The 18,407-nt window shown below is 40.3% G+C and carries 15 protein-coding genes and 3 pseudogenes; 14 read left to right on the top strand and 4 right to left on the bottom strand.

Annotated features, from left to right (window positions below; genetic code table 11):
- The first annotated feature begins 10 nt into the window (after positions 1–10).
- Positions 11–1,921: an ATP-binding cassette ATPase Uup gene (uup, locus tag ACRWSG_RS01030; RefSeq protein WP_462165388.1), complete on the top strand. Its 1,911-nt coding sequence runs from the start codon at positions 11–13 to the stop codon at positions 1,919–1,921.
- An 11-nt stretch (positions 1,922–1,932) separates the two neighbouring features.
- Positions 1,933–3,678: a DUF3466 family protein gene (locus ACRWSG_RS01025; RefSeq protein WP_462165386.1), complete on the top strand. Its 1,746-nt coding sequence runs from the start codon at positions 1,933–1,935 to the stop codon at positions 3,676–3,678.
- Between the two features lie 79 nt (positions 3,679–3,757).
- On the opposite strand, the pseudogene ACRWSG_RS01020 reads toward ACRWSG_RS01025, so the two are convergent.
- A pseudogene (locus tag ACRWSG_RS01020) lies at positions 3,758–4,268 on the bottom strand (DUF2062 domain-containing protein).
- Between the two features lie 96 nt (positions 4,269–4,364).
- Between ACRWSG_RS01020 and ACRWSG_RS01015 the strand changes: the two are divergent.
- The 8 genes and pseudogenes from ACRWSG_RS01015 to tcdA all read left to right on the top strand — a co-directional run bounded on the left by ACRWSG_RS01015 (position 4,365) and on the right by tcdA (position 11,699).
- A complete protein-coding gene (locus ACRWSG_RS01015) occupies positions 4,365–6,518 on the top strand; it encodes a DNA internalization-related competence protein ComEC/Rec2 (RefSeq protein ID WP_462165385.1) in 2,154 nt (717 codons plus the stop codon).
- Between the two features lie 59 nt (positions 6,519–6,577).
- Positions 6,578–7,398 (top strand): annotated as a pseudogene (locus ACRWSG_RS01010) (ABC transporter transmembrane domain-containing protein); the annotation flags it as partial.
- A complete protein-coding gene (locus ACRWSG_RS01005; protein WP_462166873.1) occupies positions 7,378–8,319 on the top strand; it encodes an ATP-binding cassette domain-containing protein in 942 nt (313 codons plus the stop codon). The pseudogene ACRWSG_RS01010 and the gene ACRWSG_RS01005, both read left to right, overlap by 21 nt.
- Complete coding sequence (gene lpxK / locus ACRWSG_RS01000; protein WP_462165384.1) at positions 8,319–9,296, top strand: tetraacyldisaccharide 4'-kinase; 978 nt, start codon at positions 8,319–8,321, stop codon at positions 9,294–9,296. Before ACRWSG_RS01005 ends, lpxK begins: the two co-directional genes overlap by 1 nt.
- Entirely contained in the window at positions 9,286–9,483 is a 198-nt protein-coding gene (locus ACRWSG_RS00995; RefSeq protein ID WP_036968654.1) for a Trm112 family protein, read from the top strand. The genes lpxK and ACRWSG_RS00995 overlap by 11 nt, the downstream gene beginning before the upstream one ends.
- Positions 9,471–10,226 (top strand): 3-deoxy-manno-octulosonate cytidylyltransferase, encoded by a 756-nt coding sequence (gene kdsB / locus ACRWSG_RS00990; protein WP_462165383.1) that lies wholly within the window; start codon positions 9,471–9,473, stop codon positions 10,224–10,226. Before ACRWSG_RS00995 ends, kdsB begins: the two co-directional genes overlap by 13 nt.
- 3 nt (positions 10,227–10,229) lie before the next feature.
- Positions 10,230–10,904 (top strand): TIGR01621 family pseudouridine synthase, encoded by a 675-nt coding sequence (locus tag ACRWSG_RS00985; protein ID WP_462165381.1) that lies wholly within the window; start codon positions 10,230–10,232, stop codon positions 10,902–10,904.
- Entirely contained in the window at positions 10,905–11,699 is a 795-nt protein-coding gene (gene tcdA, locus ACRWSG_RS00980; protein ID WP_462165380.1) for a tRNA cyclic N6-threonylcarbamoyladenosine(37) synthase TcdA, read from the top strand.
- Between the two features lie 3 nt (positions 11,700–11,702).
- Here tcdA and ACRWSG_RS00975 read toward each other — a convergent pair whose 3' ends face one another.
- The 3 genes from ACRWSG_RS00975 to ACRWSG_RS00965 all read right to left on the bottom strand — a co-directional run bounded on the left by ACRWSG_RS00975 (position 11,703) and on the right by ACRWSG_RS00965 (position 14,742).
- Positions 11,703–12,116, bottom strand: coding sequence for a SufE family protein (locus ACRWSG_RS00975; protein ID WP_054551375.1), 414 nt, complete (start codon positions 12,114–12,116; stop codon positions 11,703–11,705).
- Between the two features lie 13 nt (positions 12,117–12,129).
- Complete coding sequence (locus ACRWSG_RS00970; RefSeq protein WP_462165378.1) at positions 12,130–13,344, bottom strand: aminotransferase class V-fold PLP-dependent enzyme; 1,215 nt, start codon at positions 13,342–13,344, stop codon at positions 12,130–12,132.
- A gap of 111 nt (positions 13,345–13,455) precedes the next feature.
- Complete coding sequence (locus ACRWSG_RS00965; RefSeq protein ID WP_054551373.1) at positions 13,456–14,742, bottom strand: citrate synthase; 1,287 nt, start codon at positions 14,740–14,742, stop codon at positions 13,456–13,458.
- Between the two features lie 408 nt (positions 14,743–15,150).
- Between ACRWSG_RS00965 and sdhC the strand changes: the two genes are divergently transcribed.
- From sdhC to ACRWSG_RS00945, 4 genes and pseudogenes are all read left to right on the top strand, one after another.
- Positions 15,151–15,528 carry a succinate dehydrogenase, cytochrome b556 subunit gene (gene sdhC, locus ACRWSG_RS00960; protein WP_082389167.1) on the top strand — a complete coding sequence of 126 codons (378 nt, stop codon included), beginning with the start codon at positions 15,151–15,153 and terminating at the stop codon, positions 15,526–15,528.
- Positions 15,519–15,866 (top strand): succinate dehydrogenase, hydrophobic membrane anchor protein, encoded by a 348-nt coding sequence (gene sdhD / locus ACRWSG_RS00955; protein ID WP_054551371.1) that lies wholly within the window; start codon positions 15,519–15,521, stop codon positions 15,864–15,866. Before sdhC ends, sdhD begins: the two co-directional genes overlap by 10 nt.
- Positions 15,867–17,639, top strand: a complete 1,773-nt coding sequence (gene sdhA, locus ACRWSG_RS00950) for a succinate dehydrogenase flavoprotein subunit (RefSeq protein WP_054551370.1) — start codon at positions 15,867–15,869, stop codon at positions 17,637–17,639.
- Between the two features lie 10 nt (positions 17,640–17,649).
- Positions 17,650–18,365 (top strand): annotated as a pseudogene (locus ACRWSG_RS00945) (succinate dehydrogenase iron-sulfur subunit).
- Positions 18,366–18,407 lie beyond the last annotated feature (42 nt).

The following is an 18,407-nucleotide window of genomic DNA, read 5'->3' as shown; positions in this document are numbered from 1 at the left end:
AGTAATCACGATGGATTTAATCAGAATAGCCAAAGCTCAACTCGCTTATGGTACGCATCCGCTACTAGATGATGCCGATGCCGTTATTGAGTCAGGAGAGCGTGTTTGTATCGTTGGTCGAAACGGTGCTGGCAAATCAACACTACTAAAAGTGCTTGATGGCCAAGTGACATTGGATGATGGCGAAATCAACCAATTAGGCGGTATTCGCATTTCTCGTTTAGAGCAAGATCCACCAAAAGGGGCGGCAGGCTCAGTATTTGATTATGTAGCGCAGGGTATGCCTGACATCGCTAACTTACTGATAGAATATCACCAAGTTAGTAATCAAATGCAAACAGATTATAACGATAAATTGCTTAACAAATTAGAGCGTTTATCTAATCAATTAGAAACTGTTGATGGCTGGCGTTTTGATACCCGTATTCAGCTCGTTTTATCTCGCTTAGAGCTAGATCCAGAAGCCAAGCTTGAATCATTATCGGGTGGTTGGCTACGTAAAGTTGCCCTTGCACGAGCCTTGGTTAGTGAACCCGATTTACTGCTACTTGATGAGCCTACCAACCACTTAGATATGAGTAGTGTTATTTGGCTTGAGCAGTTTTTAAAAGAGTTTAAAGGCGGTATCGTTTTTATTTCTCACGACCGTGCATTCATTCGAGCAGTTGCAACCCGTATTCTTGATTTAGACCGTGGTAAGCTGGTTTCGTACCCTGGCGATTACGCGACGTACCTTGAGCAAAAAGCGCATGATTTAAAAGTAGAAGAAACACAAAACGCACTATTTGATAAACGCTTAGCAGAAGAAGAAGCGTGGATCCGCCAAGGTATTAAAGCACGTAGAACGCGTAATGAAGGCCGTGTGCGCGCTTTAAAAGAGTTACGTAAAGAGCGTAAGCAGCGTGTTGATCAGGTTGGTAAAACCGATTTCAATATTGAAACAGCGGAGCGTTCAGGTAAATTAGTATTCGAAGCGAAAAACATCGGTCATGCATTTAAAGATAAAGTGATCGCGAAAGATTTCTCGACCCTTGTTATGCGTGGCGATCGTGTTGGCCTTGTCGGACCCAATGGTATTGGCAAAACAACACTGCTTAAAATTTTATTTGGTGACTTAACACCAGATAGCGGCAGTGTTAAGCAAGGTGTTAATTTAGAGTTTGCTTATTTTGACCAGTATCGTCAAAAGCTTGATGAAGAAGCCACAGTGCAAGATAACGTAGCTGAAGGTAAGCAAGAAGTGATGATGGGCGGGCGCTCACGTCATGTACTTGGTTACTTGCAAGACTTTTTATTTCCACCAGCAAGAGCGCGTACGCCAGTAAAAGCACTTTCAGGTGGTGAGAAAAACCGCTTATTATTAGCAAAGTTATTTTTAAAGCCATCTAACATTATTGTTCTCGATGAGCCAACCAATGATCTTGATATTGAAACCTTAGAGCTCTTAGAAGAGATCATCAACCAATATCAGGGCACTGTGCTGATTGTAAGCCATGACCGTGAATTTATTGATAATACCTGTAATTCTGTATGGGCATTTGAAGGTAACGGCAAGATCACTGACATTGTCGGAGGCTATAGCGACTATGAAGCCTATGCCGCTCATTTAGCTGAGCAAGAAAAACAACAACAGCAACAAATTAAGCAAGAAAAGCCGGCCGTTGTTAGCCAAGATAAAACACCAAAGAAAAGTAATAAACTCTCTTACAAATTAAAACTTGAATTAGAAGAATTACCCAGTAAAGTGGAACAACTTGAAAAAGCGTTAGACGCTCAGCAAGTTGTGGTTAATGACCCTGACTTTTTTAAGCAAGATGCTGCAATTACAACAGAAGCATTGAACCATTTAGCCGAGTTAGAGTCTGAGCTTGAAGTCGCTTTTGAGCGCTGGGAAGAACTCGAAGATTTAAAGAATCAGTAGTAAGGATTAAAATGAAATACAAATTACTCGCTGCCAGTATTTTAGCCACCCTAAGTACCTCAGCGATGAGCGCAACCTATAAATTAGAAGAATTAGGTGGGCTAGACGGAGCAAAACATAATTACGTAACAGATGTCAGTGAGAATGGTCATATTATAGGTATAGCCAATTCTCTTTATAGGTTACCAATTGATATCTCATATATTGATTTTACAGACTCTGCTATCAAAAATGCCTATGATGCTCGTGAATCATATTTTGAATCAATAGACAAAGAGATTACTTTTACATTAGATGATATTGAAAATAATGATGCAGTGAATACCAATGCTGATGCCCATCAGTTTATGATTGATTTTATTACAGACACGCAATCTAACCGTTTAACTAATTCAGAGTATCAGAAACTATCAAGTGTAGCTGCGACGATATACGGCTCCGAGGGTGTTTCGGAACAGGTATTATTCGATGAGCAATCACTAGATTATGATGGCTTAACGCGTTCAACTACGAACATCCTAAATGCAGTTAGTGATGATGGTGTTATGGTTGGTTGGGGGAGTGCCCCATATGAAAAAACATCGTTTACACAAACTGATGAAGATGAAGAGGAAACACATTTCTTAAGAGATTTTATTAGTCGTGCTATTGTAATTACAGAAGACGGTGTAAAAGTTGAACTTGCACCAGAGTTCGACGAGTACGGCGGTATTAGTACAGCAAATGATATTATCAAAACAACTAACGGCTATGAGGTTGTAGGTAGTGTTTCAATTGATATCGCAGTTGACCCTCTCGATGATATTACTGATAACTGTGATGGTGAAGATGAACCAGTCTCAGACTGTGTCGAAACATACAATCGAAGCTATACGGCGGGTATTTTTAACAAGCGTGCTGTTAAGTGGACGTTAGATAGCTCTTTAAACATCACTAATACAGAATTGTATGGTTTAGGTTTAACACCAGAAGATGATGAAGATTTCGCTTTTCGTAGCAACGCAATAACTCTGAACGACTCAGGTTTAATTGTGGGTACATCAGATGTTCGTTACAAAGACACCGATACTAGAATTACAATGCCAGTTATCTTTGAAAATGGTGAAGTAAAACAGTTTATAGACCAAGACGATGATTGGACTTCGGGACAAGCTTTAGCTGTAAATAATAATAATATTATTGTTGGTTATGCTGCTAAAAGAATTGACACAGCAACACGCACTAAGTTTTTTTATTATGATAAAAAAAGCGATAGTGTAGTTTTCCCATCCGATTATTTCTCTAGCTCTAGCTCAGTTGCAAACGATATTAATGATAACGGTATTATTGTTGGTGAAGGTGAAACAGATATCTATAACACCACTACTCGTCGTAGAGAAGGCTTTATTTATACGGTGGGTGATGATTCTATAGTTAATCTCAATGACTTGTTACCTTGTTATGAAGAAGATGGTGAGACTCATTTTAAATACACGGTCGCTGAAGCGAAATCAATTAACAACAATAATGAAATCTTTGGTGTTGCGACTAAAACTGTTGAAAAGACAGATTCATTCGGTAATGTTGTCGTCGATGTTGATGGCAATATCGAATATGAAAGTATTGCTGTTGCTGTTAAGTTAACACCAATTGATGGCAGTGTTGAGGAATGTCCTGCAGAAGAGATTGAACAATACGAGCGTCAATCAGCGAGCTTCCCATGGTATGCTTTATTGCTATTACCATTTGCAGCTGCACGTCGCTTCTTTAAAAAGTAATCGTTTCATAATCGAGACTTACTAATCTATATTAAAAAACCCAGCTTTAAGCTGGGTTTTTTGTCTATACTGAAATCAGTTATTTTTTATGGCGATGTATCCATGCTTTTCGGACTGAGCGTTTCCAAAGCATGTCGGTAGCAAAATAACCGATGATAGCAGCAGCAGTAGCACATATAAGTGAGCCAACTAAAAAGGCTGAAATCAATTGTTGTAAGGCTATCTATAAACCATTGCCAGCTTGGTTCAAATTGGAAGTGCTGTTGTGGCTGAGAAAGGGCAATCGTGCCTACAATATATGAACAATAGAAAATAGGAGGCATGGTTAGTGGGTTCGTGATCCACACGGTTGCAACAGAAATCGGTAAATTTACTCGAAATGGAATAGCCAGGGCGGCTGCAAGAACCATTTGAAAAGGAACAGGGATGAACGCAAAAAATAAACCAACCGCAAATGCACCACGTGCTGAGCGTCTATTTAAGTGCCATAAATTGGCATCATGCAATAAACGACCAAAAATTCTTAAATACTTGTGTTCTTTTACCTTGTTATGATCTGGTAAAAAGCGTTGGATCGTTTTCTTAGCCATTTAAAGCAACCATTTACATCTATTTGGTTATGCAGCGGCTTTGTCATAGGCTGTTTTTTCACCCTATATACATTTGGCACTGCGGCGTTTTATATAATGAGTTTTGCTGTATTGCTAGCAGGAGCCTATTTTAAGCCTTTTTTAACTCTATTGTCAGGGTTTATTTGCGCTATTTTGGTAATGATTTTTCATTACTTCATCTTTTACTCAATCTCTGACTGCGAAATCGATTATCAACAAAGCCGATTAGTTCGATTTGAGGTAGTTGAAACATACAGTGAACAAAGCCCTTACTACATTAAAGCAAGTCTGAAACATATTGAATCTTGCCCTACAAGCATCCGACCTGCTCCTAATGCAATGCTCAGCATTACTTCAGACAAACCTATTACTAGTGGAGATGAATTAAGCGCAGTACTCAAACTTAAACCTTATCGGTCAGTAAAAAATTTCTACAGTTTTAATAGAGAACGACAAGCATTACTTGAGCGAGTATTTTATAAAGGCCGAAGCGTAGGAGAGATAAGCTATTTAAATCATCATCAATATGACTCCCTGCGTGTGAGTTATCGCACTTATATTGATAAAATTACGGCAAACACACGATTACAATGGCTTTATTATGCGCTTTTAACCGGTGACAAAAGTAAAATAGATTATGAAGATAGAAAGCACTTGCGTGAATTAGGATTGTCTCATCTACTTGCTATTTCGGGTCTTCATATCGGACTTATCTTCGCAGTCGGTTTTTATAGTAGTAAGTGGCTGTTAAGAGTGAGTCACTTTCGTGTAAGCCAATCAATTCAATTAAATAAGCTATTTGTTGTAATAGGGTTCAGTTGCTCGCTCGTTTATGTTTATTTAAGTGATTTTATAGTTTCTGCAAGCCGGGCGCTGCTAATGTTAGGCTGCTACCTTGTAATCTATAACTTAGGAAAAAACCCAGTGCGTTGGCGTTCAATTTTGTACGCCTTGAGTGTGGTGTTGTTTATAGACCCATTTACGCTGTTGAATCCTGGGCTCTATTTCAGTTTTTTGGCCGTTACGATCATCTTTCTACTGACTAAAAAAACAATTAATTTGTCACTTAGTTTTTTAAAGCGATTTGTACAGCTACTGCAAGTTCAATGCGCTTTATTTGTTGGTTTACTACCGCTATCCTTATATTACTTCTCAGGTACTAGCGTGATAGGTTTATTGATTAACCTTATTGCTGTGCCCTTGGTTGGTGTGCTGTTATTGCCTTTGTTGATTTTTTATAGTCTGATTTCTAGCCTACTGGATATTTCAGGTCTGTTATCACTTATCGACAGTGCCCTGTATTTTAGTTATCAACTATTGCTTTCTATCCCTAATGACTGGCGTTGGTTGTCGTTCAATGAGTTTAATTTCTCATTATTGATCATCAGTTACATAACATTTCTGCTGTTGTACTTTAGCCCTAATAAATATGTGTGTTTAATTCCTGTTTGTATATATGCCGTTGATAGTGAATTACAGCCAGAAGCTAAGTTTCAGTTGGATGTGTTTGATGTCGGGCATGGCTTAATGGTGATGGTAAGCAGCAAAAATAAAGCGATAATTTATGATTTAGGCCCACAGTATTTTGGCCGTTATGATTATGTACACCGCGTATTACTTAACAACATCAATAAACAGCAGCTATCTGTGATTGACACCATAATAAGCCACTTAGATAACGATCATTCTGGCGGTTTAGCCAGTTGGAAAGAGGCTGGCTATCAACACACTTTAGCTACTTTTCATCCTCAGGGACTGTTAAATAAGTGCAAAACAACCACCATCAAACTTGCTGAGCTTAATATCAGAAGTTTTACAGCAAAGGTAGAAAAAGCGAGTCGCAATGACCAGTCTTGCTTATTAAAAGTAATGGGTTTTAATTATTCACTTTTACTAACTGGAGATATATCAGCAGCGGCAGAAGCTAAACTTGTTGAAGAGGAGGTGGATTTACGAGCGACTATTTTAATAAGCCCCCATCATGGCAGTAATACCTCGTCAAGTTATGAATTTATAGATGAAGTAAATCCTGAAGTAGTTATCCATTCATCTGCTTACCAAGGGCAATGGCGCTTTCCTCATCCTGAGGTTGTAAATCGTTATAACCAACACCATATACAGCAGTTATCGACGGCAGAATATGGCCATATACGCATAAAATTTTACGAAGATAAATATCGCTTAGAATTTGCGCGAGAGCAGGAAAGTTATTGGTTCGAACAAGATTGACGTTTTGTTTTTACCCCCTAAAGGCTACAATAGTCGAAGTCTATGAATAAGAGAGTGTTATGGATCAAACTACATCCCAAATCTATAAGAGATTAATCAGTTATGTGGGTGATTATAAGTTAATCGCGTTTTTCGCCATTGTAGGCATGATTGGCTATTCAGCCATGGATGCATTGTTTATCAATTTAATGAAGCCCTTCATTGATGAAGGTTTAAATGATCGTAACACTGATGTTTTAACTTATGCACCATTTGTTGTGATTGCATTGGTATTAGGTCGTGGCATGTTTAACTATATGTCGTCGTACTGTTTAAGTTATGTTGGCTCTCAAGTTGTAAGAACGTTGCGCCAACAATTATTCGAACATATTTTACATCTGCCGGTGTCTTTTCATGATAAAAATTCAAATGGCGATTTAATCTCTAAAATCACCTTTGATACTGAGCAGGTTCAACAAGCCATTACTAAAGCCCTGTTAATTGTTGTTAGAGAAGGGAATTTGTTGTTTTCTTACTTTTTAATATGTTTTATACCAGCTGGAAGCTATCACTAATATTTTTAGTTATTATTCCGCTGGTGGCTGTGATTGTTGCCTTTGTATCGAAACGTTTTCGTATGATTTCGAAAAAAATCCAATCTGCTATGGGCCAAGTAACTCGCAGCTCAGAGCAAATGCTATCTGGTCACAAGGTGATACATGGCTTTGGTGGTCAACAGCAAGAGATATCGCAATTCTCGGCTATTAATAATCATAATCGTCAGCAGCGCATTAAAATGGATGCAACTAAAGCGTTAAGCGTTTCTGTTATCCAAATTTTGGCAGCAAGCGCGATGGCGGTGATTTTGTGGGTTGTGTCTATGCCGTCAATGATTGATACCATCAGTTCAGGTGACTTCGTATTACTAATTTCATCAATGATGATGTTACTGCGTCCACTTAAGCAACTTTCAAACGTTAATAGCGATTTACAACGTGGTATCTCTGCAGCGCAAAGTATCTTTTTGGTACTTGATGAAGAGGTAGAAAAAGACACAGGCACCTACAGCGTTGCTAAAGTAACTGGGAAAATTGAAGTGAACAATGTGACCTTTAAATACCCAACGAAAGATGAACCTGTATTAAAGAATTTATCACTTTCGATTAATGCCGGCGAAAGCATCGCATTGGTTGGCCGTTCTGGCTCAGGTAAATCGACCATCTCAAATTTATTGCCGCGTTATTATGAGCTTGAAGGTGACAGTGAAATTTTGCTTGATGGCGTCAACATCGCTGATTACAAACTGACAGACTTACGTAAGCAATTTGCACTGGTTTCACAGCAAGTGGTTTTATTTAACGACACCATCACGAATAATATTTGCTATGGCCTTGACCGCGAATTAACAAGCGAGGAGTTAATGGCGGTTGCCAAGCAAGCCCATGTTTGGGAGTTTGTTAAAGACTTACCAGAAGGTTTAGATACCATGGTGGGTGAAAACGGCGTTATGTTGTCAGGCGACCAGCGTCAGCGAATAGCCATTGCACGTGCAATATTAAAAGATGCCCCTATTTTGATTCTTGATGAGGCGACATCTGCACTTGACACTGAATCTGAAAAACTGATTCAGCAAGCACTTGATAGCTTAATGAAAGAAAAAACATCGATTGTGATAGCACACCGTTTATCAACAATAGAAAACAGTGATTGCATTTATGTCATCGACCATGGTCAAGTTATCGAAAAGGGCACGCATAGCGAACTACTAGAAAAAGACGGTACCTATAGTGCCTTATGTAAGATGCAGTTTGGTGAGCAGTAGTGAGTGTTATTGAAAAAAGCTGGTATAAAAAGCCAGGTTTATTAAGCATTTTACTCTTGCCTTTGAGTGTGCTTTTTTGGCTAATCTCAACGCTTCGTGCTTTGTTTTATAAGCTTAATATACTAAAAGCTTTTAAAGCGCATCTTCCTGTCATTGTTGTTGGTAACATTAGTGTGGGTGGAAACGGCAAAACGCCCTTTGTTATTTGGCTTGCTGAGTACTTACAGCAGCAAGGTTTAAAAGTGGCTGTGATCAGCCGTGGCTACGGTGGTCAGTCTGATTCGTATCCTTTGTTAGTGACTGAACAAACGACGACAACGCAAGCGGGTGACGAACCTGTACTTATTAAACGCCGCCTAGGTTGTGTTGTAATGGTTGGCCCTGACCGACAAGCTAGTATAAAAAAGTTAGAGCAACATGATATCGATGTCATTATTTCTGATGATGGCATGCAGCATTATAAAATGGCGCGTGATATCGAGTGCTGTATTGTTGATAGTGAACGCCAATTTGGTAACGGTTTATTAATGCCTGCAGGTCCACTTCGTGAAACCAAAGCGCGCTTAAAATCGGTTGATTTAGTCATAGAAAATGGTGGCAACGCACAAAGCCGCTATGATTTAGCATCAAGCCCATTTCGGACCGTAAGTAATTCAGAACTTGCCAATTCAGTTCAAGATAATGGCCATGCGGTAAGTGCTATTGGTAACCCCAGACGCTTTGAAATAAGTCTTGAGCAGCAAGGCATTAACTTACTATCTACTCATCATTTTCGTGATCATTATGCCTACCAAGCAAATGACTTTAGCGATTTTGCAGATGACGCTGTATTTATGACAGAAAAAGATGCCGTTAAATGCTTTAGTTTTGCTAAACCAAATTGGTATTATTTACCTGTTGATGCAAAGCCAACAGCAGCAGTTATCGAAAAACTTAATTTATTATTAAAACAAAAAGGGATCCTCAATGGCCTTTGATACAAAATTACTTGAAATTATCGCTTGCCCAGTGTGTAAAGGTAAATTACGTCTTGATAAAGAAAATCAAGAGCTTATCAGTACCGCTGCGAAACTAGCGTACCCAATCAAAGACGATATCCCGGTGCTTTTAGAAAATGAAGCCCGTGAATTAAGCCAAGAAGAGGTTGATAAGTGGAATTCGTAGTCGTTATCCCAGCTCGCTACGCATCGACGCGTTTACCAGGTAAACCACTTGCTGATATTTGTGGTAAACCAATGATCCAACATGTGTATGAAAAAGCAGTTGCGTCAGGTGCATCACAAGTTTATGTAGCGACTGATCATCAAACAGTGTTTGATGCAGTAAAGAAGTTTACTGATAATGTATTGATGACACGAGAAGATCACCAATCAGGCACAGAACGTTTAGCTGAGGTTGTTGAACAGTTAAAACTTGAAAGTGACACTATTGTTGTCAACGTGCAAGGTGATGAGCCTTTATTGGCAAGCGAAAATGTATCTCAAGTTGCCATGCTACTTGCTGATTCTGATGCGCCAATGGCGACTTTGAGCACCAGCATTGATGAGATTGACGATTTATTTAATCCCAATTGCGTGAAAGTCATTAACGATGCAGACAACAACGCACTGTATTTTTCGCGCTCGCCAATCCCTTATCATCGTGATGCGATGATGAATGATGACCGAGATAAGCTAAATCTTGCTGATTTTGCGCGCCATATTGGTATTTATGCTTATCGTGCTGGCTTCATTAAAGACTACATCGAATTACCAGAATCTCGATTAGAGCTTTTAGAGTCATTAGAGCAGCTTCGTGTACTTTATCATGGTCACAAAATTAAAATCGCAAAAGCTCTGTGTGCACCGCAAGCAGGCGTAGATACTCCTGAAGATTTAGCGCGCGTTATTGCAGTGCTTGGCAACTAAAAAATGCATGATGTAAACAATGTTCATCTTCATGCCATTGAAGATGACTTCTTTGTTTTTTATAAACCAGCAGGAGTGAGCTTTCATAGTGAACAACGTGCTGGTTTTGTCGTACTTGCTGAAGAGCTTGTTAATGAGAAGCTCTATCCGGTTCATCGGCTAGATAAAGTGACATCAGGTTTAATTATATTAGCCCGTAACAAAGAAGCTGCAGCCGAATTTACTTCACTATTTTCTGATCATAAAATAAATAAGTTTTATCTCGCAGTGAGTGATGCTAAGCCTAAGAAAAAGCAAGGTTGGATAAAAGGGGATATGCAAAAAAGTCGTCGTGGTGCATTTAAGCTGTTAAAGAGCCAAGCGAATCCTGCTATCACACGCTTTTATTCAAAAAGTATTCGACCAGGGCTTCGTGCATACTTGTTAAAGCCATTCTCTGGTAAAACACATCAGCTTAGAGTCGCAATGAAAAGCTTAGGTGCGCCAATTCTAGGTGATAGTACCTATGCGGGTAGTGAAGACGAGCGCACAAACTTGCATGCCTATGCACTACAATTTAGCTATAAAGGGCAGCTTAAAGAATATCGATGCGATTACACTTTAGGTGCTCATCTTAATGAAGTTTTTAACTCAGACGAATTCAAAGAGTGGACAGCTCCTTGGACGTTGGATTGGTAAATGAAAGAAACAACACAAGACATCCGTTTTGGTGGCATTAAACGTTTATATGGTCATCAACAATTTGATTGGTTACAACAAGCACATTTTTGTGTCATTGGTATTGGTGGCGTAGGTAGTTGGGCTGCTGAAGCATTGGCTCGAACGGGTGTAGGGCAACTAACCCTCATTGATTTAGATGATATTTGTGCAACCAATGTTAATCGTCAAATTCATGCTTTAACTGGCACCGTAGGCGAAGCAAAAGTAGAAGCGATGAAAACACGTTGTGAGTTGATAAACCCATATATCAAAATTAATGTTATTGACGATTTCATTACGCTAGATAACATTCGTGAGCATATTAAAGGCTTTGACTATGTAATTGATTGTATTGATGCTGTAAAAGAAAAAGCAGCGCTTATTGCTCACTGTAAACGCATAAAACTACCGGTTATTACCACCGGAGGAGCAGGCGGGCAAACCGACCCTAGTCAAATCAGTTTTGGTGACGTTGCAAAGACAACTCATGATCCATTGCTTGCAAAAGTACGTTATATTTTGCGAAAACAGTACAACTTTAGTAGCAATCCAAAGCGAAAATTTAACGTCGATTGTGTTTATTCTACAGAGCAGCTTGTATATCCAACCTCCGAAGGTGAGGTTTGCCAAGCAAAACAAGGTGCAGATGGTTCAATGAATATGGACTGTAATAATGGTTTTGGCTCTGCAACCATGGTAACAGGCAGCTTTGGCTTTTTTGTTGCAGCCAAAGCGATTAGAAAATACCTAGATAAAAAACAGCGTAGTTTATAAAACTTATTGTTTTTGTTCAGCCATGGTTTGAATTTTATCAACCATGGCTTTAATACCATTCCCACGAGAAGGGCTCAAATGGCTAATTAGACCGAGTCGTTCAAATTCATCATAGGCATTAATTTGCGCTGCTTGCTCCGGTGTTAGACCATTGTATAAGGCTAAAATTAAAGCCAATAGTCCTTTAACGATGCGAGTATCTGAATCGCCCGCTAAAACCAGGCTGTTTTCTGTGTGATCAAAGTCGATATATAGCCAAACTTTACTTTCACAGCCTTTAACTAGAGCATCATCTACTTTGAGTACTTCAGGCATAACAGGTAATTGCTTACCTAAGAGCATTATTTGGCGATATTTTTGCTGCCACCCAGCAGCTGTTTCAATGTTTTTACTAACGGCTTCAAACGCTGAATTCATAACTTATCCAAAATTAATCTAATAACTCAATACTACTTTTAACAGCACTGACAAAGGCATCGACATCAGCTTTAGTGTTATATAACGCAAAACTTGCTCTTACAGTACCTGGGATGCCTAAATGGCTCATAATAGGTTGCGTACAATGATGGCCACTACGTACCGCAACACCAAATCCATCCAGTAGGGTGGCTAAATCAAACGGATGTTCATCGCGATAATTAAAACTAATGTTACCAATGTTATGTATTTGGTTTGAATAGATATTAATACCATCGATAGCTGATAATTGTTTTATCGCATAGTCAAAAACTGTATGCTCATGTTGACGCATTTGCTGAAAATCTAACGATGTTAAATAATTTATTGCCTCACTAAAGGCAATGACACCTGCAATATTGGGTGTTCCTGCTTCAAATTTACCCGGCGCATCACGAAAAGTGCTGTGTGTTAGGTTCACTGTTTCGATCATTTCGCCACCGGTTTGATATACATCGAGCGAATTTAACAGCTCAAATCGGCCATATAGGCCTCCTAAACCTGTCGGCCCGAGCATTTTATGGGCAGAAAACACGTAAAAATCACAGGAAATCTCTTGTAAATTAGGGCGTAAATGCATCGCTGCCTGCGCACCATCAATAACCGAAATAGCATTAATGGCTTTACATGCGCTAATGATTGGCGCTAAATCAGTGATATTCCCAAGGGTATTTGATGCATGGGTAATAGCGACTATTTTAGGCTTTTGTTGCTTGATAAATTCACTACAGTGCACGCTATTAATAGTTAAATCATTTTCTATCGGCAAAATAATGACTTCTGCACCGGTACGCTGAGCTAGCTGTTGCCAAGGGACTATGTTGGCGTGGTGTTCAATAGCAGATAGGGCAATTTTATCGCCAGGATTAAGCCTCGAAGCCAGACCATTTGCGATTAAATTAATCGATTCGGTTGCGCCTTTGGTCCACACTATCTCATTACTTTTTACAGAAAAATAATCTGCAAGTAGCGTTCGGGTTTGTTCATAGTTGCGTGTCGCGTTTTCACTGAGGGTATGGCGATCGCGGTGCACATTGGCGTTCTCATGGCTATAAAATCGGCTAAGGGCATTAATAACTGCCTGTGGCTTTTGCGAGGTAGCCGCTGAGTCTAAATACACCAAAGGCTGCTCATTGACTGTTTCATTCAGTATTGGAAAGTCAGCACGTATTTTTGTGATATCGAACATGAAAGGCCTTAAGCTACAAGAATGCGACGATTTTAATTACTTTGCACAAATAGACAAGTGCAGGGCAACAAAAAAGGCCGCATAGCGGCCTTTTTTAAACGCAAATTCGTATTAACGCTTGTCTGTTGGTACGTAATCGCGTGAAGTTTCACCAGTGTATAACTGACGAGGACGGCTGATCTTGTGACCAGGTTGAGAAAGCATCTCATCCCAGTGAGAGATCCAACCAACAGTACGTGACATTGCAAAGATTACAGTGAACATGCTTGTTGGAATACCGATTGCTTTTAAGATGATACCTGAGTAGAAATCTACGTTAGGGTAAAGTTTCTTCTCAACGAAGTATGGGTCTTCAAGTGCAATTTGCTCAAGCTTCATAGCGATATCAAGAAGTGGATCTTGAATGTTTAGCTCAGCAAGTACTTCGTGACATGTTTGACGCATTACTGTCGCACGTGGGTCGAAGTTTTTGTATACGCGGTGACCAAAGCCCATAAGACGGAAAGGATCAGACTTATCTTTCGCTTTAGCAACGTACTCGTCGATACGGTCAACAGAGCCGATTTCTTCTAACATGTTAAGACATGCTTCGTTAGCACCACCGTGCGCAGGGCCCCATAGAGATGCGATACCAGCCGCGATACACGCGTAAGGGTTAGCACCTGAAGAACCAGCTAGACGAACAGTTGACGTTGATGCGTTTTGCTCATGGTCAGCGTGAAGCATGAAGATTTTGTCCATTGCTTTAGCAAGAACAGGGCTTACTTTGTATTCTTCAGCTGGTACTGAGAACATCATGTGTAAGAAGTTTTCAGCGAAGCTTAAGTCGTTACGTGGGTAAACAAACGGTTGACCTACATTGTATTTGTAAGCCATCGCAGCGATAGTTGGTAGTTTAGCAACTAGCTTGATTGCGCTTGTTTTACGTTGTGTTGCGTCAGTGATGTCTAAATCTTCGTGGTAGAAAGAAGAAAGAGCACCTACAACACCACACAGCATTGCCATTGGGTGAGCGTCAAAGCGGAAACCTTGGAAGAAGTTTGCGATTTTAGTATCAAGCATTGTGTTGTGCGTGATTTCTTGAGCAAACGCTTCGTATTGTTCTTTAGTCGGTAATTCGCCGTTTAATAGTAAGTAGCAAAGCTCGATGTAGTTTGATTCATCAGCTAATTGCTCGATTGGGTAACCACGGTGCAATAGAACACCTTTGCCGCCATCGATGTAAGTGATTGAAGATTCACAAGAACCGGTCGACATGAAACCTGGGTCGTAAGTGAAGTGACCGTGTGAACCTAACGTACGTACGTCGATTACGTCTTGGCCAGCAGTGCCTTGGTAAATTGGAAGTTCGATTGGATCAAGACCATCAATATGGACCGTGGCTTTCTTATCCGCCATCTATTTATCTCCTATTAAGATAACAACTCTGATTGTTATGTTCTGAATCTGTTTAAGCACATTCTTTTCATTTTAACGTGAAAGAGGGGTATAAAGTCAATTTTTATAAACATTATGCACAAATGGATAATAAATATTCTGTCAGGATTAAATATTATACTATTGGCTAATTCGCAAACGTCTCTTACTAAACAAGAATTGTAAAAAGACCTTTGGCTATATATACTATCCAAGGTTTTATACCGTATTGTCTGTAGGTAAACTTTATTTTTACATTTGAGTTTTGCATAAGTGTGAACTTTTTGTGTATCAACACGGTTTACTTAGATAGTTCCATCGAAATTCATTTTGATGGGTTTTAGAAAAACAAGTAGATGAGCCCGATAAGGGCAAGATGGGCAAGTAACTGTGAAAAAGCAAAGACCTGTAAATCTAGATCTAACAACTATATCTATGCCGGCAACGGCTAAAGCATCAATTTTACACCGCGTCACCGGTGTTGCATTATTTTTTGCTTTAACGTTTGTCATTTGGGCTTGGTCAGAGTCTCTTTCTTCTGCAGAAGGTTTTGAATTCGTCAAGGGTCTGTTCAGCGGATTCATTGCCAAATTCATAGCATGGGGCACCATTTCTGTATTGGCGTATCACTTAATTGGTGGTATCCGTCATATCATTATGGACATGGGTCACTGGGAAGAACTTGAATCAGGTAACTTCAGCGCTAAAGTTGCATTAGCTTTAGGTGTTGTAGCTGCAATTCTAGCAGGAGTGTGGATATGGTTTTAAATCAAGCAACTCTTAAACGTGATGGTGTACAAGATTTCGTATCACTACGTGCAACAGCATTAATAATCAGCGCTTACGCGATTTTTATTATCGGCTATTTTTTATGTACGCCAGAAGTCACTTTCGAAGCCTGGCAAGGCCTATTCTCTAACCTAGCAATGAAAGGGTTTACCTTAATTACCCTAGTTTGCATCATGGTTCACACCCGTATCGGCCTTTGGCAAGTTCTTACTGACTATGTTAAATGCGCTAAATTACGTGCTGTTTTAGGCTTTGTATTAAACCTTATGGCTGTTGCTTACGTAGCAATTGGTCTAATCGTTTTATGGGGTGTTTAAGTGAATTATTCTGTTCGTGAATTTGACGCTGTAGTGATTGGTGCCGGTGGTGCGGGTATGCGCGCAGCACTAGCTATCACTGAATCAGGCAAAACCTGTGCACTTATCTCAAAAGTTTTCCCTACACGTTCTCACACTGTGTCTGCACAGGGTGGTATTACGGTTGCGCTGGGTAACTCACATGAAGATAACTGGGAATGGCACATGTACGATACTGTTAAAGGTTCCGATTTTATCGGTGACCAAGACGCTATCGAATATATGTGTAAAACAGGCCCAGAAGCTATTACTGAATTAGAAAACATGGGCTTACCATTTTCTCGTTTTGAAAATGGCCGTGTTTATCAACGTCCTTTCGGCGGCCAGTCGAAAAACTTTGGTGGTGAACAGGCTGCACGTACTGCAGCAGCAGCTGACCGTACAGGTCACGCGCTATTACACTGTTTATACCAACAGAACGTTAAAAACAAAACTAACGTATTCTCTGAGTGGTACGCACTAGATTTAGTTAAAAACAGCGACGGTCACGTTGTTGGTTGTACAGCAATCGACATCGAGTCTGGTGAAGTTGTTTACTTCAAATCAAAAGCTGTTGTTTTAGCAACAGGTGGTGCAGGCCGTATCTATGCATCGACAACGAATGCACACATCAACACTGGTGACGGTGTTGGTATGGCTACACGCGCTGGCGTTGCAATGCAAGATATGGAAATGTGGCAGTTCCACCCAACAGGTATCGCCGGTGCCGGTGTACTTGTAACTGAAGGTTGTCGTGGTGAAGGTGGTTACCTTCTAAATAAAGACGGCGAACGCTTCATGGAACGTTACGCTCCAAATGCAAAAGACTTAGCGTCTCGTGACGTTGTTGCTCGTTCAATGATGACTGAGATCCGTGAAGGTCGTGGTTGCGATGGTCCTTACGGTCCACACATCAAGCTTAAGCTTGACCACTTAGGTGAAGAAACACTTAACTTACGTCTTCCAGGCGTATGTGACCTTGCGAAAACATTCGCACACGTTGATCCGGCAAAAGAGCCAATTCCAGTTATCCCAACATGTCACTACATGATGGGTGGTGTTCCAACTAACGTAAATGGTCAAGCATTACAAATTGATGCAAACGGCCAAGAGAAAGTAGTTGAAGGTTTATTCGCTGTTGGTGAGATTGCATGTGTATCTGTACACGGTGCTAACCGCCTAGGTGGTAACTCACTACTTGACTTAGTTGTATTCGGCCGCGCAGCTGGTAACTTCTTAGGTAAGTACCTTAACGGTGTTGAAGCAGGTAAAGATGCGTCTGATTCAGACCTTGAAGCATCACTTGCACGCTTTAACCGTTGGGAAAGCTCTAAAGCTGGCCAAGGTGAAGACCCAGTACAAATCAAGAAAGACCTACAAATGTGTATGCAACTTAACTTCTCGGTATTCCGTGAAGGTGATGCAATGGCAACAGGTCTTAAAGAGCTTAAAGAAATTCGTGAACGTCTTCAGTACGCTCGTCTTGACGACAAGTCAACTGAGTTCAACACTGCGCGTATCGAATGTCTAGAGCTTGATAACTTGATGGAAACAGCATACTCAACAGCAGTAGCTGCAAACTTCCGTACAGAAAGCCGTGGTGCACACTCTCGTTTTGACTTCCCAGATCGTGATGACGAAAACTGGTTATGTCACTCAATCTACGATCCTAAGAGCGAAGAAATGAGCAAACGTGATGTAAACTACGCGCCGAAACTGCGTGAAGCTTTCCCACCTAAAGCACGTACATACTAGGAGCGAGACGATGGCACAAGTACAATTTTCGGTTTATCGTTACAATCCAGATGTTGATAATGCACCACGTATGCAGGACTTCTCGCTAGAAACGCAAGAAGGCCAAGATATGATGGTATTGGATGCGCTTATGCAATTAAAAGAGCAAGATCCAACATTATCATTCCGTCGTTCATGCCGTGAAGGTGTGTGTGGTTCAGACGGTATCAACATGAATGGTAAAAACGGTTTAGCGTGTATTACTCCTTTATCAACGCTACTTAAAGGTGGCAAAGGTAAAATTGTAATTCGTCCTTTACCAGGTTTACCTGTGGTACGTGACCTTGTTATTGACATGAGTCAGTTCTACACTCAATACGAAAAAGTTAAGCCTTACCTAATCAACGACACGCCTGCGGCGGGTGAGCGTCTTCAGTCAATCGAAGAACGTGATAAGTTAGATGGCTTATATGAGTGTATCTTATGTGCATGTTGTTCAACATCGTGTCCTTCGTTCTGGTGGAATCCAGACAAGTTCATCGGTCCTGCGGTATTCTTCATGCGTATCGTTTCTTGGCTGATAGCCGCGATACAGCGACTGAAGAGCGTCTTGCTGACCTTGACGATGCGTTCAGCGTGTTCCGTTGTCACAGTATCATGAACTGTGTTAGCGTGTGTCCAAAAGGTCTTAACCCGACCAAAGCAATTGGACAAATCAAATCAATGCTTTTAAACCGCGCTGTTTAAAGCTTGAATATGTAAGGTGGTTAAGTGATTAACCACCTTGTT

It is taken from the genome of Pseudoalteromonas sp. GB43, assembly GCF_054923805.1.
This window is presented reverse-complemented; position numbering and strand designations above follow the sequence as displayed.

Bases quoted from the DNA above. Each gene is read 5' to 3' on its own strand.
- uup (WP_462165388.1), top strand. From the start codon at position 11: ATGGATTTAATCAGAATAGCCAAAGCTCAACTCGCTTATGGTACGCAT.
- ACRWSG_RS01025 (WP_462165386.1), top strand. From the start codon at position 1,933: ATGAAATACAAATTACTCGCTGCCAGTATTTTAGCCACCCTAAGTACC.
- ACRWSG_RS01015 (WP_462165385.1), top strand. From the start codon at position 4,365: ATGAGTTTTGCTGTATTGCTAGCAGGAGCCTATTTTAAGCCTTTTTTA.
- ACRWSG_RS01005 (WP_462166873.1), top strand. From the start codon at position 7,378: ATGCCGTCAATGATTGATACCATCAGTTCAGGTGACTTCGTATTACTA.
- ACRWSG_RS00995 (WP_036968654.1), top strand. From the start codon at position 9,286: ATGGCCTTTGATACAAAATTACTTGAAATTATCGCTTGCCCAGTGTGT.
- ACRWSG_RS00985 (WP_462165381.1), top strand. From the start codon at position 10,230: ATGCATGATGTAAACAATGTTCATCTTCATGCCATTGAAGATGACTTC.
- tcdA (WP_462165380.1), top strand. From the start codon at position 10,905: ATGAAAGAAACAACACAAGACATCCGTTTTGGTGGCATTAAACGTTTA.
- ACRWSG_RS00975 (WP_054551375.1), bottom strand. From the start codon at position 12,116: ATGAATTCAGCGTTTGAAGCCGTTAGTAAAAACATTGAAACAGCTGCT.
- ACRWSG_RS00970 (WP_462165378.1), bottom strand. From the start codon at position 13,344: ATGTTCGATATCACAAAAATACGTGCTGACTTTCCAATACTGAATGAA.
- ACRWSG_RS00965 (WP_054551373.1), bottom strand. From the start codon at position 14,742: ATGGCGGATAAGAAAGCCACGGTCCATATTGATGGTCTTGATCCAATC.
- sdhD (WP_054551371.1), top strand. From the start codon at position 15,519: ATGGTTTTAAATCAAGCAACTCTTAAACGTGATGGTGTACAAGATTTC.